Source organism: Paeniglutamicibacter sp. Y32M11, from assembly GCF_019285735.1.
Lineage (GTDB): Bacteria > Actinomycetota > Actinomycetes > Actinomycetales > Micrococcaceae > Paeniglutamicibacter.
Genome location: NZ_CP079107.1, coordinates 3704733 through 3724991 on the forward strand (window position 1 = coordinate 3704733; position 20259 = coordinate 3724991).

The 20259-nt window shown below is 61.3% G+C and carries 19 protein-coding genes; 11 read left to right on the forward strand and 8 right to left on the reverse strand.

The window, feature by feature from the left end:
- Positions 1-71: 71 nt before the first annotated feature.
- From KUF55_RS16455 to KUF55_RS16470, 4 genes are all read right to left on the reverse strand, one after another.
- Positions 72-998 carry an NAD(P)-dependent oxidoreductase gene (locus tag KUF55_RS16455; RefSeq protein WP_218817325.1) on the reverse strand — a complete coding sequence of 309 codons (927 nt, stop codon included), beginning with the start codon at positions 996-998 and terminating at the stop codon, positions 72-74.
- A 10-nt stretch (positions 999-1008) separates the two neighbouring features.
- Positions 1009-2319: a Gfo/Idh/MocA family protein gene (locus tag KUF55_RS16460; RefSeq protein WP_218818843.1), complete on the reverse strand. Its 1311-nt coding sequence runs from the start codon at positions 2317-2319 to the stop codon at positions 1009-1011.
- A gap of 123 nt (positions 2320-2442) precedes the next feature.
- The gene (locus tag KUF55_RS16465; protein WP_218817326.1) at positions 2443-3438 is read right to left on the reverse strand and encodes a carbohydrate ABC transporter permease; all 996 of its coding nucleotides are present in this window, start codon (positions 3436-3438) and stop codon (positions 2443-2445) included.
- Complete coding sequence (locus KUF55_RS16470; RefSeq protein WP_132360178.1) at positions 3431-4360, reverse strand: carbohydrate ABC transporter permease; 930 nt, start codon at positions 4358-4360, stop codon at positions 3431-3433. The genes KUF55_RS16465 and KUF55_RS16470 overlap by 8 nt, the downstream gene beginning before the upstream one ends.
- Before the next feature lie 401 nt (positions 4361-4761).
- Here KUF55_RS16470 and KUF55_RS16475 point away from each other — a divergent pair, with 401 nt between their 5' ends.
- The 4 genes from KUF55_RS16475 to KUF55_RS16490 all read left to right on the forward strand — a co-directional run bounded on the left by KUF55_RS16475 (position 4762) and on the right by KUF55_RS16490 (position 8512).
- A complete protein-coding gene (locus KUF55_RS16475; RefSeq protein WP_218817327.1) occupies positions 4762-5943 on the forward strand; it encodes a mandelate racemase/muconate lactonizing enzyme family protein in 1182 nt (393 codons plus the stop codon).
- A gap of 95 nt (positions 5944-6038) precedes the next feature.
- On the forward strand, positions 6039-7214 hold the full coding sequence (locus KUF55_RS16480) for a glycerate kinase (protein WP_218817328.1): 1176 nt from the start codon (positions 6039-6041) through the stop codon (positions 7212-7214).
- 95 nt (positions 7215-7309) lie between these two features.
- The gene (locus tag KUF55_RS16485) at positions 7310-8143 is read left to right on the forward strand and encodes a MerR family transcriptional regulator (protein ID WP_218817329.1); all 834 of its coding nucleotides are present in this window, start codon (positions 7310-7312) and stop codon (positions 8141-8143) included.
- A gap of 33 nt (positions 8144-8176) precedes the next feature.
- Positions 8177-8512: a nuclear transport factor 2 family protein gene (locus tag KUF55_RS16490; RefSeq protein WP_218817330.1), complete on the forward strand. Its 336-nt coding sequence runs from the start codon at positions 8177-8179 to the stop codon at positions 8510-8512.
- Positions 8513-8514: 2 nt separating this feature from the next.
- Here KUF55_RS16490 and KUF55_RS16495 read toward each other — a convergent pair whose 3' ends face one another.
- A complete protein-coding gene (locus tag KUF55_RS16495) occupies positions 8515-9453 on the reverse strand; it encodes a LysR family transcriptional regulator (protein WP_218817331.1) in 939 nt (312 codons plus the stop codon).
- A gap of 104 nt (positions 9454-9557) precedes the next feature.
- Here KUF55_RS16495 and KUF55_RS16500 point away from each other — a divergent pair, with 104 nt between their 5' ends.
- The 6 genes from KUF55_RS16500 to KUF55_RS16525 all read left to right on the forward strand — a co-directional run bounded on the left by KUF55_RS16500 (position 9558) and on the right by KUF55_RS16525 (position 14702).
- Positions 9558-10886, forward strand: a complete 1329-nt coding sequence (locus tag KUF55_RS16500; protein ID WP_218817332.1) for a glucarate dehydratase family protein — start codon at positions 9558-9560, stop codon at positions 10884-10886.
- Between the two features lie 5 nt (positions 10887-10891).
- Positions 10892-11884 (forward strand): 2-hydroxyacid dehydrogenase, encoded by a 993-nt coding sequence (locus KUF55_RS16505; RefSeq protein WP_218817333.1) that lies wholly within the window; start codon positions 10892-10894, stop codon positions 11882-11884.
- A 185-nt stretch (positions 11885-12069) separates the two neighbouring features.
- Complete coding sequence (locus KUF55_RS16510) at positions 12070-12522, forward strand: hypothetical protein (protein WP_255557125.1); 453 nt, start codon at positions 12070-12072, stop codon at positions 12520-12522.
- The gene (locus KUF55_RS16515) at positions 12519-13142 is read left to right on the forward strand and encodes a hypothetical protein (protein ID WP_218817334.1); all 624 of its coding nucleotides are present in this window, start codon (positions 12519-12521) and stop codon (positions 13140-13142) included. The genes KUF55_RS16510 and KUF55_RS16515 overlap by 4 nt, the downstream gene beginning before the upstream one ends.
- Positions 13124-13882: a glycosyltransferase family 2 protein gene (locus KUF55_RS16520; RefSeq protein WP_218817335.1), complete on the forward strand. Its 759-nt coding sequence runs from the start codon at positions 13124-13126 to the stop codon at positions 13880-13882. The genes KUF55_RS16515 and KUF55_RS16520 overlap by 19 nt, the downstream gene beginning before the upstream one ends.
- A 217-nt stretch (positions 13883-14099) precedes the next feature.
- A complete protein-coding gene (locus tag KUF55_RS16525; RefSeq protein ID WP_132360198.1) occupies positions 14100-14702 on the forward strand; it encodes an NADPH-dependent FMN reductase in 603 nt (200 codons plus the stop codon).
- A gap of 66 nt (positions 14703-14768) precedes the next feature.
- Here the strand turns inward: KUF55_RS16525 and KUF55_RS16530 are convergent, their stop codons facing one another.
- Positions 14769-16316, reverse strand: coding sequence for a M20/M25/M40 family metallo-hydrolase (locus KUF55_RS16530; RefSeq protein ID WP_218817336.1), 1548 nt, complete (start codon positions 16314-16316; stop codon positions 14769-14771).
- A 542-nt stretch (positions 16317-16858) separates the two neighbouring features.
- Between KUF55_RS16530 and KUF55_RS16535 the strand changes: the two genes are divergently transcribed.
- Positions 16859-18208, forward strand: coding sequence for an MFS transporter (locus tag KUF55_RS16535; protein WP_218817337.1), 1350 nt, complete (start codon positions 16859-16861; stop codon positions 18206-18208).
- A gap of 50 nt (positions 18209-18258) precedes the next feature.
- On the opposite strand, the gene KUF55_RS16540 is transcribed toward KUF55_RS16535, so the two are convergent.
- Both KUF55_RS16540 and KUF55_RS16545 read right to left on the reverse strand, forming a co-directional pair.
- The gene (locus tag KUF55_RS16540; protein WP_218817338.1) at positions 18259-19293 is read right to left on the reverse strand and encodes an LLM class flavin-dependent oxidoreductase; all 1035 of its coding nucleotides are present in this window, start codon (positions 19291-19293) and stop codon (positions 18259-18261) included.
- A complete protein-coding gene (locus KUF55_RS16545; RefSeq protein ID WP_218817339.1) occupies positions 19290-19940 on the reverse strand; it encodes an alpha/beta hydrolase in 651 nt (216 codons plus the stop codon). The genes KUF55_RS16540 and KUF55_RS16545 overlap by 4 nt, the downstream gene beginning before the upstream one ends.
- Between the last annotated feature and the right edge of the window lie 319 nt (positions 19941-20259).

A 20259-nucleotide genomic window follows, 5' to 3' on the forward strand; every position in this document is an offset into this window, starting at 1 on the left:
ATAAGAAGAGGCACGTTCTCTTCACCCTGACGAACGTGTGAAAAGAACGTGCCTACCGTGCCTCTCTGGCCTTAGTGGCTGAGCACCGGCTTTGGCTGGTCCACCAGCTCGGTGCGCCAGCTGCGCTTGGGCTCCCAGCCCAAGACGGTCCGGGCGCGCTCGATACTAAAGGCGGGAGCGGTTCCGGTTAATCCAGCCGCCAATGCTTCGCTGCCCGGCACATAGTGCGGTAGCAATTCGCTGAGCGGTCGGGTAGCTAGGGCATCCTCTGCACCCACAAAGAAGGTGGACCCGTTCTGAATCGAATCCATCTTCGCCAGCAGCAACAAAAGGAAGTCGGTGACATCGCGGGCATCCACGTAGTTAAACAGCGAGGGTGCCGCGAGCTGTGGATCTTCGAGTCGTTCGGTAACGGTGTGCCCCTGCTGGGTCGGCGCCCCTTGCCATTCTTCCGGTGCGATCACGTAACAAGGACGGAAGGAAGCGAAGCGTGCCGTCTCACCGTACTCGGCGGCAAACATGGCAGCGACCTGTTCGGCCACCAATTTGGACAGACCGTAGGCATTCCATGGACGCGGGATGGTGTCCTCGGTGATGGGGAAGGAATCGGGTAACCACCCGGCAGGTGCTCCATAACCGATGACGGTGGGGCTGGAGGCCAGCACGATCCGCCGGCATCCCGCAGCCAGCGCTGCGGCGGTGACATTGTGTGCGATCGTCGCGTTGGTCTTCAGGATCACCGGTTCCGGTGCGCTGAAGGGCACGGCGATGGCGGCCAGGGAGATCACTGCCTCCGGACGCACCGAGGCAAAGGCCTCGAAGGTTTTCTCGGTGTCCATCAGGTCCACGGCGAGGTACTTGGCCCCGGGCTCCGGGGCCTCGGGCAGATGTTGGTCAACGGAGGTGACGCTATGGCCGGCGGCCAGCAGTCCTGCCACCACGCTGCGTCCAAGTCGTCCCGAGCCACCGGTCACCAGAATGTGTTCGGTATGTCCCATATCAGCCAGCCTATCGCCCCGCCGGAACAGGGTGCGCGCTCTTCGCCGCGCCCATTTCCAGCCCGAGGTCCGCCACGTCCACTGGAGATCCGGTGCTCAGCGAATCGTTGCCGGCAATGCCCACGGCAATCGCCGCGACCCCGTCACTCAGACCCGCGGGACGGGCATAGTCATCTTCGACGGCACCGCGGAAAATGTCGGCGAGCAGGAGCTTATCCCCACCACCGTGGCTTCCCTCGCCGTTGCGGATCTCCAGTTCCACCGCGGCTTCCCAGTGCCGTTGCACCACCAGCCGCTCGCCACGGCGGCGCACCAGAGAGTCCTGCCCATCCACCGAGACCGAGGGGTCCACCGGGGATCCACCGGCGGCCGGGAGCACCGCTGCGCGTTCGATAACATCCAACTCGAGTCGCCCCTCGGTGCCGTTGATGGCCACCCGGTAGCCCTCCCAGGGGCTGTGGGCGTTCAGCGAATAGGTAAGCAGTGCACCGTGAGCGTAGGTGACGGTCAGCGCCAGGTTGTCCTCGATGTTGATCTCGCCGCTGAACACGTCCTGGTCGCGACGGTAGCCATCCAGGTGTTCGTTATCTAGGTAGAGGCCCTTCAGTTTCGGGTCACTGCGCAAGTCCAGGGCAAACGGATCGGCCTGCGAACCTTCAAAGGTCCCGCGTTCGTGCTCGCGGTGCTGCCCGCGCTCCGCCGCATTCTCCGGACCGTAGAAGGCCAGCGATCCTGCGGCGTAGACGCGCGCCGGGACATCATCGAGCCACCAGTTGACCAAGTCAAAGTGGTGGCTGGACTTATGGATCAGCAGGCCACCGGAGTTCGCTTTCTGCCGGTGCCAGCGTCGGAAGTAGTCGGCCCCGTGGACGGTGTCCAACATCCAGGTGAAGTCCACCGAGGTGACCTTCCCGATTTGCCCCTCAAGCAGCGCCCTTTTCAGCGCGGTGTTCCGCGGGGAATAGCGGTAGTTAAACGTCACGATCACCTTGCGCCCGGTCGCCTCGGCGGTGTTGGTGATGCGTTGGGCGTCTGCGGCATTGATGGTCAGTGGCTTTTCCACCACCACGTCGGCGCCGGCCTCAAGGGCGGTGCAGATCATCTGGGCGTGGGTGAAATCGGGGGTGGTGACAATGAGCCGGTTGATGTTCTTCGAACGAATGAAATCGGCCAGATCGGCGGGGGCGAAACCCTCGATTTTCTCGCCGTAGCTCTGCTCGATGAGGTCCTCGAAATATTCGAGGCGGCCGGGGTTGGTGTCGCTCAACCCCACGAGTTCCGCCACGTCGGCGTGCTCACCCAGAATGGCATGGATGTACATCTCGCACCGATTGCCGGTGCCAACGATGGCGTAGCGGCTTCGTGCCTGGGGTGTGTCCTCGAATTGCACGTAGTGGGCCTTTCCTCGGTGGTTCAGTCGGTGGGTCTGCTGGAGGTGAGTGGTTTATTTCATGCCGGTGGTGGCGATGCCCTTGACCAGGAATTTCTGGCCCAGGACGAAGGCAATGAACACCGGCAGCAGGGTCACGATCGACATCGCAAACAGTGAGCCCCAGTTGGATTCGCTCGTGGCATCAACAAAGGCGCGCAGCGCGACGGGAACGGTGAACATATCCGGATCGGTCAGGTAGATCAGTGAGGAGAAGAAGTCGCTCCAGGTCCAGATGAAGGTGAAGATCGTGGTGGTGGCCAGGGCCGGAATCATCAGCGGCAGAATCACCTGGAGGAAGATGCGCGGGTGACCGGCGCCGTCGATGCGGGCCGCCTCATCGATGTCGCGAGGAATGCCGCGAATGAACTGCACCATCAGGAAGATGAAGAAGGCGTCGGTGGCCAACAGCTTGGGCACGATGAGCGGCAGGAAGGTGTTGACCCACCCGAGCTGCGAGAACATGATGTACTGCGGCACGATGATCACGTGGATCGGCAGCATGATGGTCATCAACATGATCGCGAAGAACAAGCCCTTGAACCGGAACTCGAGCCGGGCGAAGGCGTAGGCGGCCATGGAGCAGGAGACCAGGTTGCCGATGATGGAGCCCAGGACCACTATCGCGGAGTTGAGCATGAAGTGCCCGAACGGGTGCGAAAGTGAGTTCCAGCCCTCCGAATAGTTTTGCCATTCGAAGGTCTGCAGGAACAGTCCCGGTTCGCGGAAAATGACGTCGGTGGGGCGCAGCGAGCTGACCACCATCCAGAGCAGCGGGTAGATCATCACCGAGGCCACCGCGATGATCATCAGGTGCTTGAGCAGCGACCTGAGGACCGAGTACTTGGCCTTGCGTTCCCTGCGGCGCAGGGCCCGCAGGCGGTTGCGTTGTTCGCGGGGAAGTCGTTCCTCATCCAGCGCTGCCTGCGCGGCGATCAATTCGAATTGTTCATCCGCGCTCGTGGCTGCCTTCCGGTCGTCCTTGAGAGGGGATTTGATTTGCTCAGTCATCGTAGAACACCCAATACTTTGAAGCTAGGAAGTTGACAGCCGTGAACGCACCGACAATGACCACCAGCAGCCAGGCAATGGCCGAGGCGTAGCCCATATCGAATCGTCCGAAGCCCTGTTGGTAGAGGTAGAGCGTGAAGAACATGGTCGAGTCCGAGGGCCCGCCCTTGCCACCGGAGACGATAAACGCCTGGGTGAAGGACTGGAAGGCACCGATGACCTGCAGGACCAAGTTGAAGAAGATGATCGGGCTGATCATCGGCAGCGTGATGGTCACAAACTGACGGAATCGTGAGGCACCGTCGATCGATGAGGCCTCGTAGTACATCACCGGAACCTGGCGCAGGGCGGCCAGGAAGATAATCATGGGAGATCCGAAGGTCCACACGTTAAGCAGGATCAGCGTGCCCAGTGCGGTGTTTGGGTCCGAGATCCAGCCCGGACCCTGAATGCCGATCATGGCCAGGAACTGGTTAACCAGTCCGCTGGTGCCGAAGATCTGCTTCCACAGCACCGCGATGGCCACGGAAGAACCGAGCAGCGAGGGCAGATAGAAGATCGAACGGTAAATGGCCAACCCGCGCATTCCGCGGTTCAGGAGCAGGGCGACGCCCAGCGCTAGAGCCAACTGCAAGGGAACACCCACCAGAACGTAGATGAAGGTGACCTTCAGCGAGTTGTGGAGTCGCGCGTCCCCCATCATCCGCTCAATGTTCTCAAAGCCGCTCCACACCGGAGCCTGCAAGAGGTTGTAGTCGGTGAAGGAGAGGTAAAGCGACATGAACATCGGACCGATGGTGATGGCCACCAGCCCGATCAGCCAAGGCAACAGGAACCAATAGGCTGCCTTATTATCCTTGTGTTTGATCTTGGTCCGCCCCGAACTCCTTTTGAGTTGGGAGAGTTCTCCGAGAGCACTCATGAACCTGCCTTTGCTGTGGTGCCGCGGGCAGGAACATTGCTCCTGCTGGGCGGACGATGGACGTTCAACATGCTCGTTCTCCTGATTTGGGAAAGCGGTTTCCGGCGTTGCATCTACACTAAACGCAGCACGATGTGACGTCAAACACCCTAAGGTGATTTTTGCTCAAGAACGACTCCATTTCCGCACGCTCCACAACATCCCGGACCCGCCTAGCCCCTACTGGCCTAGGTAATGCGGGTGCGCGGATCCAGACCATGCCCATATGGCATCGACCCATCCACTTTTGGTTCTAGACAGCGCATGGACGCGACCCTATATTCGGGTGGTGTGGGAAGCCGCCCCATGTCCGCCCGGCAATCTGCCACATAAAAAACCAAACTTTCTGATGGAGCCTCCCCATGCCAGCGACAGATCCGCAGCCCGAGCACATCATTAGATCGGTGGAGCTGCTGCGAGTATCCATGCCCTTTAACGCTGCCCGCAGCACAGAACCGACGCACGAGAGCGTTGATGAATTCAACGCCTCCTCACGCACCTTCACCTCTATGGAATCCCTGATGGTCAAGGTGACAACCGACGGCGGACTCATCGGCTGGGGCGAGGCGTTCGGACACAAGGTCAACGAGGTTACCTGGTCCGCCCTTGTGTCACTGGTTGCCCCGTTCTATCTGAACAAAGCCGTGGATCCCGAGGCCCTGAACGATCAGGCGCAACGCGCCTTTCATGCCTTTGGCCGTACCGGTCCGGTCCTCTACGCCATTTCCGCCCTCGACATTGCCCTGTGGGATATCAAGGCACAAATCGCCTGCAAGCCACTGCGCCAATTGCTGAACCCCTCGGCCCGGAACAACATTGGCGCCTACGCCAGTCTGGTGCACTACGGCGAGGACCCCATCGAGGTGGCCGCACAGATTTCCCGCGGCCAAGATCTGGGCTTCACGGCCTTCAAATTGCATGAATCCAGCTATGACGCGATTGCTGCGGCCAGGGAGCAGGCGGGAGCCGAGGCGCCGCTGATGGTGGACGTGAATTGCCGGTGGAACGAGGCCGACGCGGCCGACGCCATCGATTCGTTCCTGCCCCTTAACCTGTCGTGGCTGGAGGAACCGCTCTGGCCGCCGGACGATGTGGCCGCGCACCGTCGCCTGAGCGCGCGCGGTATTCCATTGGCCGGCGGCGAAAATGCCTCGGGAGTCCAGGGGCTGGATGCGGCGCTGGAAAGTGGAGCGCTGTCCGTGGCCCAGCCGAGTCTTGGCAAGATCGGCGGCATCAGTTCCATGTTGCATTACCTGGAGCCGCGCACCGATGCGGCTGCCGTGGTGCCACATTGCTTCTACTACGGACCGGCGCAGGTTGCTACGGCCCAGTTCATTGCCGCCATGTCCACGGAGGTTTCCTTGGAATTCCCGTTGCTGATCTGGGACGAACATCTGCATCCACTGCATGCCGCCCGGGCAACAATTGATCTCCCGGACTCCACCGGTCTTGGATTCACCCCGGATCTGGAGGTGTTGGAAAAGTATTTGATCGACCGAATCGTCGTGTGCGACCCGGCACCCGTTGACCTCGCCGGACTCTAGGCCTGGCGCCACACCGCTAGGATATCCGTCGGTGCCCGACCCGCATGGCGGAATCGCTTCCCTTAGCTCACCTCACCACCAACAAAGGCCTTCCGATGTCTCATGATCAGCCGCACGATCTGTCCCCGCTGTCCATCGCGATAGTTCCCGACTCGTTCAAGGGAAGCGCCGGAGCCGGTGCCGTTGCCCGATCCATGGCCCGCGGGGCCAGTGTTGCCGCGGCGGCCGCGGGACGTGAGGTCTTGATCAGCACCCTGCCCTTCGCCGACGGTGGCGAAGGAACGCTGGATGCCGTTCTAGATGCATGGGACATGACCGCCCGTAGCGTGCCCACCACCGATGCTCTCGGCCGACCCATCACCGCACGTTTTGGGCTGTCGCCCGACGGTTCCACCGCCATCATTGAGGCGGCCGAGGCCAACGGTCTGCCGGCCGTCAGCGACGTGCCGCTGCAACCTCTGGAGGCCACCACCTTCGGCATTGGTGCGCTCATCACCGCGGCCTTGGATGCCGGCGCCACGGAAATCGTCTTGTGCATCGGCGGATCGGCCACCACCGATGGTGGCACTGGATTGTTGCGCGCGTTAGGTGCACACTTCCTGGACGTTGAGGGGCATGAGCTGCCCGCAGGCGGTGGATCCCTAGGGAAGCTTGACTCCATTAACGTTGCGGGCGTGGATCCACGAGCACGCGCTGTGTCGTGGAAGATTGCCTGTGATGTCACCAATCCGTTGGTCGGCGAGCGCGGGGCCGCCGCCGTGTTCGGCCCCCAAAAGGGGGCGAGCGTGTCTGACATTGACGTGCTGGATGCGGGGCTTCGGCGCCTGGCCACCGTCATTAGCGATCTCACCGGACGCCAACTTGATGAGGTTCCGGGCATGGGGGCTGCAGGCGGTTTGCCCGCATCGTTGGCCGGGTTCTGTGAGGTCGAGTTGGTTCCGGGGTGGGAGCTGGTGGCCCAGATCCTCAACGCTCGTGACATCCTGGGCAACGCCGACCTGGTGCTCACCGGTGAAGGCCGGCTCGATTCGCAGTCCCTGAACGGCAAGGTGGTTAACGGGGTGCGATTGGCCAGTCGTCCGGAGACCGACGTGATCGTGATTGCCGGCAGCGTTCAGCTCAGCCCCGAGGAACTGTCCGGCGCCGGAATCTTGGCCGCCTATTCCATTGCTCAGGGTCCGGCCACTCTGGCTGAACTGAGCGAGGAGACGGAAGAACTTATCGCGCGAACCAGTTACAGCGTGGTGCGCACGTATCTCGCGAACCGCTGAACGATCCCGCCAACACCCCCATCGTGGGCATGGCCACGATCGGCGCGCCCCCTGCCGCTGGACCTTTCCCCCGCGGGAAGGTCCATGATGGTTCCATGAGTGCTTCGATGTCCATCGGTGATTTTTCGCGGGCCACCAAATTGAGTGCAAAGACCTTGCGTTTTTATCATCAGGTTGGGCTGCTCATTCCAGCGCGGGTGGATCCGGTGAATGGCTACCGCTTTTATGACACGGAACAAATTTCCATTGCCCAGGTGATCCGCAATTTCCGCTTAATGGATATGCCCGTGGAGGTGATTCGAGGCGTCCTCTCGGCGCCCAGCCCCCACGACCGCGATCTTCTGATCGAGGGACATCTGGCTCGGATGGAAGCCCAACTCGAAGCGACCCGCTCCGCGGTGGTCTCACTGCGTGGCATGCTTTATCCCTCACTCGTTCCCGTTGAAGTGACCCGGCGGAGTCTTGAACCTCAGTTTGTGGTCATCATTCGCGAAACCATTAATCTCGCGGATCTCGGAGCCTGGTACACCGGTGCCATGGACGAGTTGGATGCGCTGGTGGCAACCGCGAAGGTCTCCCCCGGCGGACCACGCGGAGGTATCTGGGACACCGAGCTTTTCCTCAACGAGCATGGCGGTGCAGCACTCTTCATTCCGACCCATTCCCTTGTGCCGGGACTCCCCGGGCGAGCTCACTCCGAGCGCTTGCCCGCAGTTGAGCTTGCCGTGGCCACACATCGAGGAACCGATGACACGATCATGCAGGTTTATGGGGAACTCGGACGCTACGTCACGCGTCAGGGCATCAGCCTTGCGGGGCCCATCCGCGAAACATATCTCGAGGGTCAACCTGGTGGCTCGCAGGAGAGCGTCACCGAAATTGGCTGGCCAATCAGCACTACCTCTTCACCGCCGGCGGAGCTTATTTGACCCTCCCCTTAGGGGAAGGCCGAGGGTTGGATCATGATCAATGAAAATCTTTTCCCGGCGGCAGCAAGCTACTTCGATCTCATGGAGGGCAGCGATAAGGCCGAAGTCCTCACGGTGTTCGATCCCAACGCCGAGGTGATCGACGATGGCCACAGCTACACCGGACACGATGAGATCCTCGGCTGGCTCACCGGCCCCGCTAGCGAATTCACCATCACCAAAACGTTGATTTCAAGTAGCCGGAGTGCGCAGGGCATCATCGCCAACATTCGTGTGGATGGCAACTTTCCCGGCAGCCCGGTGGATCTACGCCATGAATTCATTCAGGGCAGCACCGGCCTGATCGGCTCGCTGACGATTACCGTCTGAGATCAGGAAGTTTCATGTGGGGCAGGCGGTTCCTTGGCTTCGGGGCTGAGCGAATTGATAAAGATCGTGCGCAGCAACTCCGCCGCGGGGTTGGCGGAAGATTCCTCCCACGCCAAGTACATGTCCGAATGGTTCAGGTTTGATAGTCCGTTGGCCCCGGCGATTTCCTCGAAGACCACGCCGCGCGGGGTGAACTCCATGGCGGTCGCCGGAACCAGCGTGACACCCAAGCCGGCTGCCACCAGGGCCAAGAGCGCAGGGATCTGACTCGCAATTTGGGCGATGTTTGGGCGGGCACCAACCGAGTCGAAAAGCCGAAGCACCAGATCATAGAAGTAGCGAGCCTCCCCCGTCGAATACATCATTAGCGGAAGACCGACCAGTTCCTTGATGAACACGCCCTTGCCGGTCACCAGGTCGTGGCCCTCCGGAAGCGCTACGACCAAGCGGTCTTTCTTGATGAGCTGAGTGACAACCCCGGGGCGTGTGACGATCGGGCGCAGGATTCCAATGTCGATGGCCCCCTTGCTCAGCGCATCAAGCTGTTCAACCGAAACCGCCTCGCGCAATACCAGCGTGACGTGTGGCAGGTGCTTGGACGCCTGGCTCAGGAGATCCGGGAGCACTGCCTGCCCCGCAACAGCGGTGTAACCGATGACCACGGTTCCGGCATCTCCGGTGGCGACTCGGGAGACTTCCAGGCTGGTCTTGGAGCTCAGGTCCAGGATGCGCCGGGCATTGGGCAGTAACACCCGGCCTGCGGCGGTGAGCTCCACCCGCCGGGAGTTGCGGATGAAGAGCTGGGCTTGGAGCTCGCGCTCAAGGAGTTGAATCTGCCGGCTCAGCGGCGGCTGGGTCATGTTCAGCCGGTCCGCTGCCGCGCCGAAGTGCAATTCCTCGGCCACCGCGACGAATGACTCGAGCTGGATCAACGAAAACATCGATTCACTCCTTGAATGATTGGTTGTCATTTTTAGCTTGGACAGGCATCAATGCAAGCTTCTAGGGTGAGTCTAACCACCGCCCACCGATACGGAGCACCAACATGTCGACTTCTGGTCCAGACGTCACGATCTTCACCCCCACGCCCCGCGCAACAGCAACCAATCGCGCCATCATCACCGAGGTCACCGTGACCCCGGTGGCGTTTGCCGACCCCCCTCTACTGAATTCCGTCGGCGTGCACGAACCCTTCGCGCTGCGAGCCATCGTGGTCGTACGCACCGCGGACGGCATTTACGGTCTGGGCGAAACCTATGGGGATGAAGCCCATGTGACACGCTTGAACCGGGCCGGCGCGCTGCTCATCGGCGCGGATGCGTTCAATATCAATCAGATTTCCGCACTGGTCGCCGAATCTCTGCTCGAGGATTCGGGGCTCGGCGGTCATGGCACCGGCGGCATGGTCACCACCACCTCCCTTCAGGATCGAGTCCTCTCGGCCTTCGACGTGGCCGCCCTCGACATCCAGGGCAAGATTCTTGGTGTTCCCGTCAGCACGCTCTTGGGTGGCGCGGTACGTGATGAGGTCGCGTTCAGCGGCTACCTCTTTTACAAGTGGGCGGGGCATCCGGGCCAGAGCCCGGATTCCTGGGGCGAGGCCCTGGACCCGGCAGGAATCGTGGCCCAGGCTCGCAAGATGGTCAACGACTACGGATTCACCGCGCTCAAGCTCAAGGGCGGAGTCTTCGAACCGGAGATCGAAGCGGCCACGATCGAGGCTCTTCGCGAAGCCTTCCCCGAAATGCCGCTGCGCATTGATCCCAATGGCGTCTGGACAGTTGAGACGGCCATCAAGGTCGGGAAGCGACTGGAGCCGGTGTTGGAGTATCTCGAGGACCCTTGCCTATCTATCGAGGACAACGCGGTGGTCCGTGCAGCGGTCAAGCTGCCGATTGCCACCAATATGTGTGTGGTCTCCTTCAACGACGTGCCCCCGGCGATCGCCGCGGGAGCCGTGGACATCGTCCTTTCGGATCACCACTTCTGGGGTGGTCTACGGCGCTCGCAAGGACTGGCGAGCATCGCCGAGACCTTCAAACTTGGTTTGTCCATGCATTCAAATTCGCACCTTGGCATCAGCTTCGCCGCGATGATTCAGCTTGCGGCCGCCACCAAGAACATCGACTATGCCTGCGACACCCATTGGCCCTGGAAACTGGCCAGCGACGACGTCATCGTTCCCGGCGTCCTGGAAATCAAGGATGGCTCGGTCAAGGTCCCCACCAAACCGGGGCTCGGTGTGGAACTCGACGAGGAGGCGCTGGAGCGGATGCATCAGCAATATCTGAAGTGCGGGCTGACCAAACGTGATGACACCACCTACATGCAAAGCATCCAGCCTGATTTCCAGCTCACCACCCCGCGCTGGTGAGTGCCATGCGTATCGTTGTCACCGACCCCATCATTTCCAGGTTCGCCGACCTCTTGCAGGAGACCGCTCCGGGGAACGACTGGGAATTTGTTGCCGGTCTTTCCCCCGAGGCCCAGTCGGCGGCGATATCCCGCGCCGAGGTATTGGTGTGTGCCAAATTGAGCCCTGAGGATGCGGCATCCTGCCCTGCGGGGTTGGTCCACATCACCGGTTCCGGTGCCGACCGGGTTGCCGTGGCGAATCTGCCTGCCGATACGGTCGTGGCGCGGACTTCGCATCACGAACGCTCAATCGCCGAGCACATCTTGATGGTGGTGTTGGCTCACCAGCGCCGGTTGTTGTCCGTGACCGATCAGATGCGCGCAGGCATTTGGCGTTCGGTGGCTACCGAACCAAGCACGGCCATGCACCGTACGTTGAATGAACTCACGATCGGGTTTGTGGGCCTTGGTGGGATCGGAACCGAAGCCGTGCGCATCTGCACCGGGCTGGGAATGAGAGCCGTTGCCGTGCGCCGGAATCCCGAAGCGGCGCAAGTAACTGACACCAATCTCCATTGGGTCAAGGCCATGGAGGACCTCCCCGAACTTCTGGCGGTGAGTGACGTGGTCGTCCTTTGCCTGCCGCTCACCGAGGAAACGCACGGGTTGATGGGAACCGAGCAATTTCAGCTCATGCGCAGCGGCGCCCTACTAGTCAATGTTTCCCGCGGGGCGATCATTGATGAGCAGGCACTGTATTTGGTACTACGGGAAGGAACCATTGGCGGGGCCGCCCTGGACGTGTGGTGGGATGCCCCGAACGGGACCGATGCACCCGAAGTGGTGTCGCGCTTCGTGGCGCTTCCCAATGTCATCGCCACCCCTCACTATTCCGGGCACGCCCTCCAGACCTTCGTGCGTCGCGCGACGGAAATCGCGCAGAACATCAACGCCTTCAACGAGGGACGCCCACCAAGCAACACCTTCGACCGCGCCCAGAGTGTGGCACCCTTCTAATCGCTTCCGCTCGCGTAAAGTCACGGGCGGCAAGGCAGGAAGTCTGTCTGAAGCAGGGAGCTCCCCCGGCACACTGCAGGAAGTGACCCAGGGCTGGCGGGCACCACCCCGTGCGATTGGCTGACTTTTGCTACGTGGTGGTTTAAGCTCGCCACGTAGCGAAACCATCGGAGAAGGGACCTTCAATGAGTCAGAATCGTGAAAATCCAAGTTCCGGGCATCTGCCGCCACCGAACACGTCGACGGAAACCATCGATGCATTGGGAAAACTCTCCGAAGCCCTCGAAGTCGTGGAAGATGCCCGTGGAAGTCTGTATCGGTTTCATCGTCTGACAGGCAGGGCAGACCTGGCGCTGGGCGAAGCCGTGGACATGTTCAAGGAAGCAGGGTACGACGATATCGCCCGCAAACTGCAGGACACCATGGTGGGGCGCAATGTCTTGGAAGGACGATGGACCTTCCAGGTCATGGAGGAATACGACGATGGGTACTACAAAGATTTCAAGACTCTGGAAGAAGAGATTCGCCAACAGCTCGTCGAGGGTCGCCGTCACCTCTTTGAGGCGCAAATGAAGGAAGATCGCCGAACTCACGGGCAACGCCATCACGAGGCCAGTCCAACGGAGGAACCATTGTGAGTAGGTTGCCCGCTGCCACTAACCCGAGGGTTTGTCTGCTGCGCGTCAAGGAACCGGCGAGCGCGTACGAGCAAGTCTTCGTTCCACACCTCGGAGATGCCTTGCGGTTGGTTGCCCTGTTGGCCATTCCCGCGGCGTGGATCGTTTCGGGTCCGCTCTCGGCACTGACGATGCTGCTGGTGTCCGGCGGGACGTGGGCATTGCGCTACTACTCCCGGACCCGGAGTGAGGATCTCGCGGGCCAGATCGTGTTGCTTCTCGGTGGGGCATTCAGCGTGCTGGGCACCTACAAGGTAGTCGAATGGTTGGATCTGGTAGTCCACTTACTGATGCTCGCGGTTTTGACCAAGACGCTCGCCAACATGCTGATCCATCATGCGATGTTGCCGGGTGCCTCAACCCGGCGCCAGGCAGCAGGAATCCTGGTGGCCGTGACGGGATTGGGAGTCCTGCTCGCCGTGCTTTGGGAAATCGGCGAATGGGCTGGCCACACCTTCATCAACCCGGACGTCGGAGTCGGTTATGAAGACACGCTCGGGGATTTGGTCGCTGGCTCCCTGGGGTCGCTAATCGCCGCATTCTGGTTCCACGGCTCGTCCCGTTGCAGCAGGGCATCATGAGTACACTCAGCGTGGTGGTCCCAGTACTCAACGATGCTCAGCATCTGCGAGTACTCCTCGACCTGCTGGCCCGGCAATCAAAGACACCGGACGAAATCATCGTCGTCGACAACGGATCAACCGACGATTCCGTGTTCTGGGCCCAGGCCGCGGGCGCAAGAGTGATCCACCAACCGCTACCCGGAATCATGGCGGCTGCCGCTGCAGGCTACGAGGCGGCGACGGGCGATCTCATCATCCGTTGCGACGCCGATACACGGCCGCCGAGCGACTGGCTGCGCCGGATCGACGAACATTTCACGCGTAGCGGCGAACTGGATGCGTTGACAGGTCCCGGTCGTTTCTATGATCTGCCTAGCCTCATCAGTGTGATGGCCTCGTTCTTCTATGCTTCGGCATATTTCCTGGGTATCGGCGGAGCCGTCGCCCGTGTGCCGCTCTGGGGGTCCAATATGGCGTTCCGCCGCGAAATCTGGCCGGCGGTGAGCGAACAACTGGATTTGGGGAACCTGAATCTTCATGATGACTTGGAGTTCACCTGCAAACTCGAACCCGGCGCGATCACAAGATTCGATAGGAAGCTGCGGGTTGGAGCCGCCGGACGGATTTTCTCCAGAAAGGGCGGTCTCCGTGATTCCGTTGGCGTGGCGCTGCGGACCTTGGAACTCAACGGCGCGGCGGCAGGGGTGTGGCGACGCTGGCACCAGAAGCTTGGTTCCGGGCGACTTGAGACGCGGTGAAGGATTCCTGCTTGTGCTCCGCGGACGGGTCCCGGAGCATTTGATCCAAGGGTCGGACAGCGGACGGCGGCCATTCGATTCCGCTAATCGTTGAATGCCGCCAAATCTTATGGCACTAGCGTCCGGGAAAGGTACACATGCAGCAGGCAAGCGCTTTCACCTGATACTGGGCCAGTAGCTATGGACGATGCCGTGGCCCCCATGTTGGAATGTCCCCATGACTAACTACAACATTGGTTACATCGTCGGTTCACTGTCCACCGGATCCATCAACCGCACCCTCTCCCAGGCGTTGATCAAGCTGGCTCCGGACAACCTTCAATTCACCGAGATCTCCATCAAGGATCTCCCGTTGTACAACTACGATTTTGACGCCAGCTACCCTCCAGAGGGCACGGCGTTCAAGACGGCCGTCGAGGCTTCGGACGGTTTGCTGATCATCTCCCCCGAATACAACCGCTCCATCCCCGGCGCCCTGAAAAACGCCATCGACTGGGGGTCACGGCCCTGGGGCACCAACTCCTTTGCTCGTAAGCCCACCGGCATCATCGGGGCTTCCCCCGGAGCCATCGGCACCGCGGTCATGCAATCCTCCATGCGCAGCGTGCTCAGCTTCTTGGACGCCCCACAGCTGAACTCCCCCGAGGGTTACATCGCCTTCAAGCCCGAGATCTTTGACGCCGAGGGCAATGTGTCCGACAGCGGGACCGCGGATTTCCTCGGCCACTACATGAGCGAATTCGGTGCCTTCGTCGCCCGCGTCCTGGACGCCAACGCAGAGGGCCACATCGGCGATGCGGAGCCGGTTCAGGCGCCGTAACCACAAGCATCGACACAAGGGCTGGGATCGGGACTCCGATCCCAGCCCTTATGCCGGGGTGCAGCGTCAGTTACGGAATCTGGAGAACACCTTGTACATGTAGTCGCTGCCCTGACGCAGCGCCTCGACGTAGATCCGCTCGTCGTTTCCATGCATCCCAATGAGCTGGTCGTTGTCCAGCACGTACGGGTAGACGCCATAGCCGGGAATGCCGCGCTCGCGCCACGGCGCCAGGGACGTGCCGGCCTCGAAGAGCGCGGGAGCAAATGTCGCATCCGGATAGGTTTCCTCCGCGGCACCACTCAAGGCTTTGAACAGCGGGGTGTTGATATCGGCCGGCGGGGTGGCCCAGGTCTTGTCGAGCTCGGCCAGCGTCTCTTCCTCACTGACTCCCTCGGCAACAGCCAGGGCAACCTCGACGTCGCGTTCGGCCATCATCTTGCGCACCTGGGCTAGGAATTCGCGCGGCTTCTGCCCTCCGGGAATCGCCCGGCAGTTGATGCGCACGTGAGCCGAGGACGGAATGACGTTCTCCTTGTAGCCCGCGTCCTCGATCACGAAGGCATGAGTGGTGCGCAGCAGGGCACTGTGCAGCCAGGGGTAGCTGGACTTGGACACCATGACGCGGGCTGCGCGCTCGCGGGCGTTCTGGCTGCGGGCCGAAAGCAGCAGCTGAACCGCACGCCTAAACCCTGCATCCACCGAGGCCTTGGCCAGCGCGGAGAAGTACTCGCGGGTCACCTCGGTGAGGTGCACCGGTGCTTGCCAGTCGCCAAGCTCGGCCACGGCACGGGAGAGCGCCACGATGGCCGAGTCGGGGTTGGGCTTCGAAGAGTGGGTGGCGGTCCCGGCAGCGGTCAAATCCAGGTTGAAGTAGACCTTGTCCTGTCGGGTCGCGGTGATGAGCATCGGGGTGGTCTTGTCCTTTTGTGCCAGGAACCAGCCGCCTTCGGTCAACACCATGCCGGCATCCAGCTTGTCCCAGTGGTTGGTGGCCAGCCACTTCGAGCCGAAGGACCCGGCTTCCTCGTCGCAGTCGGTGAGCACGATGATGTCCCTATCGAAGGTGGCGCCCTCGGAGAGGTGCCGCAACAGGGCGCTGATGGTCGCCGAGTTGGCGCCCTTCATATCCAGGGCCCCACGCCCGTAGACCTCACCGTCGCGCACCTCGCCGGAGAACGGGTCCACGGTCCAGTTCTCGCGTTCCACCGGAACGACGTCTGAATGACCCAGGATCAGCAGTGGCTTCTCGGTTCCAGTTCCGGGGATGCGCGCAATCAGGTGGACGTTGTTTGGCTGCGGGGTGTCGATGATTTCCGCGGCAACGCCCGCGTTCTCCCACACGGCCTTGAGCATCTCGGCATGCGGCCGGGTGTCAGCGCCCTTCCCGAAGTTCTGCGTGTCAAAGCGGAGCATGCGCTGGAGCAGGTCGAGCGCGTCCTTGTCGGCTTCCGGGATCATCGTCGCGGCCGCGGCGGGGTTCGCGCCGGCAGTTCCGGCGACGACGCCGGTGCCGGCGATACCCGCAGCGCCCAGAGCTGCGACACCACCCAGGAATGTGCGACGGCGCAGCGGCGTCTTTGCGGCTTCGCCCAAGTCACGTGTAATTTCCATGGTTTTACCCTCTTCTGGTCTTGTGCAGTGCGAGTGCAAGACCCACGTTTGCCGAGGGGACCGCGCCGGTCAATGGGTGAGCGGCATCACATGCGGCAAGCGGCCATGAGAGCGAGATGAGCGGCGTGTGATGCGCCTTCATGAAGGTTATGCGACGTTAAAACCACACTGACGTGAGTTTTTCATTGCGCGGCGAGCACATGCGGGGACCATGGATTGCAGGCGGAGGTTTCCAAGCAATATTCTCGCTCCCGATGGGTCATGACTGGGGATTTCTACTGTTCATACCGTCAGATGGGCAAGAACAAGCAAGCATATTTCGCCGGATTCCCTCTAGGCTTGCCATACGATTTGAGCGGCAAGTTTAGAGTCAATTCGGTGGTAAACCTTCAGTTCCCTTCTGTCTTACGGTGTTTTCGGGCCCTGCTTCAACAGATAGGACGAGGCTGCGAATCCGCTACAACCGCGTGACACACTTCGATCAACCGTTCCTAGATATGTAACCGTGGAATGTCTCTCCACCTTGTAAGAAAGCCGAGCTCATGACACTGGCTTCGCCACCGGCCAACACTCGGGGCAAAATTCTTCGTATTCACCGGGCCTGGCTCGTGGCCGCGGTGACGGTGCTTGCCCTCGTGGCGGCGGCTGCCTTCCGTTCCACCACCGGCGCGTTTTTTGAACCGCTGGAAACCGAATTCGGCTGGACCCGCTCGCAGCTTTCCACTGCGGTGACCATCAACTTAGTGGTCTACGGCCTGGTAGCACCCTTTGCCGCGACCCTACTGGAGCGCTTCTCCGCTCGTTTTGTTGCGGCAACGGCGCTGGTCCTCGTCTCGGCGGGAGCCGGCCTGGCCATCTTCATTACCCAGATCTGGCAGCTATGGCTGCTCTGGGGCGGCCTGGTGGGTATTGGAACCGGCACCATTGCCCTAGTCTTTGGTGCCGTGGTGGCGAACCGCTGGTTCGTACATCGACGTGGTCTGGTGATGGGAATCTTCTCCGCGGCCAATGCCTGCGGACAATTGATCTTCCTTCCCACCATTGTCCAGCTCAGTGGTCACCATGGCTGGCGTATTGCCTCGCTTTTGGTGGCAGGATTTGCGCTGCTAATCGTGCCTCTGTTGTTCTGGCCCTTTGCCAATAGTCCCGCCGAGGCCAAGACCACCGCTTATGGGGCGACCGACACGACGGTTGAGCAGCTACCCGCGGCAAAACAGCGGCCAACTGGCGGCGCCATGGCCGAGACCCTCGGGGTGCTTCGCCATGCCATGAGGTTCCGAGCCTTCTGGATCTTGGCGTTCACGTTCTGGATCTGCGGTTGGTCAACCAACGGCTTGATCCAAACGCATTTCATTCCCGCTGCCCATGACCACGGGATGCCTGCGACCACTGCTTCGGGGCTGTTGGCCCTTATCGGTGTCTTTGACATCATCGGCACCATTGCCTCCGGCTGGCTGACCGACCGGATCCGACCGTGGTTGCTGCTGGTCTTCTACTACGGTCTGCGCGGGATCTCGCTGCTGACCGTCCACTCGTTGCTCGGCCCCACAGTGGAACCGGTGTTGTGGATTTTCGTTCTTTTCTATGGTCTGGATTGGGTGGCAACCGTCCCGCCCACGGTGGTGCTATGCCGAGAATACTTCGGTCCGGTGCGAGCCTCGGTGGTCTTTGGCTGGGTCTTCGCATTCCACATGGTCGGAGCCGGAGTTGGCGCACTGACTGCGGGAATCGGCCGCGATATCTCCGGTAGCTACCTGATCGCGTGGATTACCGCGGCAATGCTCTGCTTCCTCGCCGCTGGCAGCCTGTTCTTCATGCCCGGATCGCGCAAGGCGGTTGAGGCAGCACCGGAGATCATCCCCGATGAGCTGGGTTCTTCGCGCGTGGAGTGACGGCGCGGAACGTGGCTGGACTCCACGAGCCAGCCACATTCTAAGTGCCGCTAGTTCTGCAGCGCCGCGCGGACCGCGGGCAGCACCTCGGTGGCCAGCAACTCGATCGAGCGCAGTGTTTGTGCCTGCGACAAACCGCCCAAGCCCACCTGGGCAAGGAAGCGGGTGTGGCCGAGAATTTCGTGCTCCCAGAGGATCTTCTCCACGATTTCCACCGGGCTACCTGCGAACAAGGCACCGCGCGGTGAGGCCCACGCGTCGAAGGCGGGCCGGTCCAGCCGGCCGGCACGCGGCATGTTCTGCCCGATATAGGAGCTGTAATGCGGGAAGAACGTGTTCTTTGCTCCCTGCGAGGTTTCCTCGACGTAGAAGTGCGATGTCACCCCGATTTGTGCGGGTTCCCAGCCAGCCGCCGCAGCAGAGCGACGATAGAGTTCGGCCAGCGGTGCGAAGCGCGGCGGGTCCCCGAGGATGGCCAGGTAGAGCGGCATTCCTAATTTGCCGGCGCGCACTGCGGAAGCGGGCGTTCCGCCGACGGCGGCCCAGATTGGCAATGATTCCTGGACCGGGCGTGGGAAGACTCCTGCGTCATTCAGTGGCGCGCGGGTGGTGCCGCTGAACGTGACGGGGTTTTCATCGCGGATCTTCAGCAGCAGCTCCAGCCGGTCATCGAAGTACTCGTCGTAACGCTGCAAATCCTGCCCGAAAAGTGGGAAGGATTCTAGGTAGGCACCGCGTCCGGCGGTGATCTCGGCCCGGCCCCCACTGATCAGATCCAGCGTCGCGAAGTCCTCGAAGACGCGGACCGGGTCGGCACTCGAGAGCACTGTGACCGTGCTGGTCAGCCGGATGTTCGTCGTCTGTGCGGCAGCGGCTGCAAGAACGACCGGAGGGGAGGACACAGCGAAATCCTCGCGGTGGTGCTCCCCCACGCCAAAAACGTCCAGACCGGCTTCGTCGGCAACCCGTGCCCATTCGAGGATGTCGCGCATACGCGTTGCGGGGTCCATCGGTTGACCCTCGGCGTTGCGGGTCAGCTCGCCGAAGGTAAAGATGCCGATCTCGAACGGATTGGCGGCACTCATGCGCCGACCGACACCTCGGCGCCAAGCTGAGCGGTGATGAAATCGCGCACGTCGTCGAGTTCTGCGGCGTTGATGCCGTGGGCCAGTCCCGGGTAGATCTTCTCGATGAGCGTGGAGTGGGGCGGCAAAAATTCGGCGGTGCGGGTGATCGCGACCGGAGCAATGACCCGGTCTACCGCACCACGGCCCCAGAATACCGCGGGAAGTTTTTCGCGCAGGGATTCGTCGCCCGGCTGACTTGCGCCGAGAACAAATCCGCCCAGGATCACCAGGGCGATAACCCGCTCGGGGCGGGTGCGCAGCAGCTGGCTGGCCATGAGCCCGCCCTGAGAGAAGCCAACGGGAATGATGCGCGTGGCCGGATCGACATTTTCCTCGATCCAAGCCCAAATGGCCGCCGTGGCTTCCTCGACCGGGGCCGCATCCGGAGCACCAGGTGTGGTGATCTCAAACCACGCGGCCCCGCCGTTGCCAAGTTCCAGTGGTGCGCGCAGCGATGCCCAGGGAAGGTCAAGACCGAGTGCCGGAGCCAGGCCACTGAGGTCTTGCTCGTTCGAACCGAACCCGTGGAGGAAAAGCACGACTGCGTCGGGAACGCCGTTGGTTATCCAGCCGGTCGAGCGTACGTCGCGCAGTGTGGTGGTCATTCGAGGATCATTTCCTTCGGCATTGGAGAGGTTGTGAACGCTTGCGGTTCTCACTCAACGATACACGATTTAGTTTAATCTTCAAGCATTAAAGTTGAGTTGATGCGGATTCAACGCGACCACGGTGCTGGTGTCCAATTTTCACACCCAACGAGAAGGCAACCAGCTCGCCATGAGGATTCCCGCGACGTAGGACCTCGTTTGAATCAACAGCGGTGAGACGCTGAAAATCGGGGACAGCATGACATGTCGGCATAAATTGCGTGAACTTGGCGGCACCCCAAGCCTAATTTTTCGAGTCGCTTGAACATCCGCTATA

What these genes read in the sequence shown, in the direction of transcription:
- KUF55_RS16535 (WP_218817337.1), top strand. Translation starts at nt 16,859, where the DNA reads ATGACACTGGCTTCGCCACCGGCCAACACTCGGGGCAAAATTCTTCGT.
- KUF55_RS16455 (WP_218817325.1), bottom strand. Translation starts at nt 998, where the DNA reads ATGGGACATACCGAACACATTCTGGTGACCGGTGGCTCGGGACGACTT.
- KUF55_RS16510 (WP_255557125.1), top strand. Translation starts at nt 12,070, where the DNA reads ATGAGTCAGAATCGTGAAAATCCAAGTTCCGGGCATCTGCCGCCACCG.
- KUF55_RS16490 (WP_218817330.1), top strand. Translation starts at nt 8,177, where the DNA reads ATGATCAATGAAAATCTTTTCCCGGCGGCAGCAAGCTACTTCGATCTC.
- KUF55_RS16485 (WP_218817329.1), top strand. Translation starts at nt 7,310, where the DNA reads ATGAGTGCTTCGATGTCCATCGGTGATTTTTCGCGGGCCACCAAATTG.
- KUF55_RS16525 (WP_132360198.1), top strand. Translation starts at nt 14,100, where the DNA reads ATGACTAACTACAACATTGGTTACATCGTCGGTTCACTGTCCACCGGA.
- KUF55_RS16540 (WP_218817338.1), bottom strand. Translation starts at nt 19,293, where the DNA reads ATGAGTGCCGCCAATCCGTTCGAGATCGGCATCTTTACCTTCGGCGAG.
- KUF55_RS16530 (WP_218817336.1), bottom strand. Translation starts at nt 16,316, where the DNA reads ATGGAAATTACACGTGACTTGGGCGAAGCCGCAAAGACGCCGCTGCGC.
- KUF55_RS16495 (WP_218817331.1), bottom strand. Translation starts at nt 9,453, where the DNA reads ATGTTTTCGTTGATCCAGCTCGAGTCATTCGTCGCGGTGGCCGAGGAA.
- KUF55_RS16475 (WP_218817327.1), top strand. Translation starts at nt 4,762, where the DNA reads ATGCCAGCGACAGATCCGCAGCCCGAGCACATCATTAGATCGGTGGAG.
- KUF55_RS16480 (WP_218817328.1), top strand. Translation starts at nt 6,039, where the DNA reads ATGTCTCATGATCAGCCGCACGATCTGTCCCCGCTGTCCATCGCGATA.
- KUF55_RS16500 (WP_218817332.1), top strand. Translation starts at nt 9,558, where the DNA reads ATGTCGACTTCTGGTCCAGACGTCACGATCTTCACCCCCACGCCCCGC.
- KUF55_RS16460 (WP_218818843.1), bottom strand. Translation starts at nt 2,319, where the DNA reads ATGTACATCCATGCCATTCTGGGTGAGCACGCCGACGTGGCGGAACTC.
- KUF55_RS16465 (WP_218817326.1), bottom strand. Translation starts at nt 3,438, where the DNA reads ATGACTGAGCAAATCAAATCCCCTCTCAAGGACGACCGGAAGGCAGCC.
- KUF55_RS16470 (WP_132360178.1), bottom strand. Translation starts at nt 4,360, where the DNA reads ATGAGTGCTCTCGGAGAACTCTCCCAACTCAAAAGGAGTTCGGGGCGG.
- KUF55_RS16505 (WP_218817333.1), top strand. Translation starts at nt 10,892, where the DNA reads ATGCGTATCGTTGTCACCGACCCCATCATTTCCAGGTTCGCCGACCTC.
- KUF55_RS16545 (WP_218817339.1), bottom strand. Translation starts at nt 19,940, where the DNA reads ATGACCACCACACTGCGCGACGTACGCTCGACCGGCTGGATAACCAAC.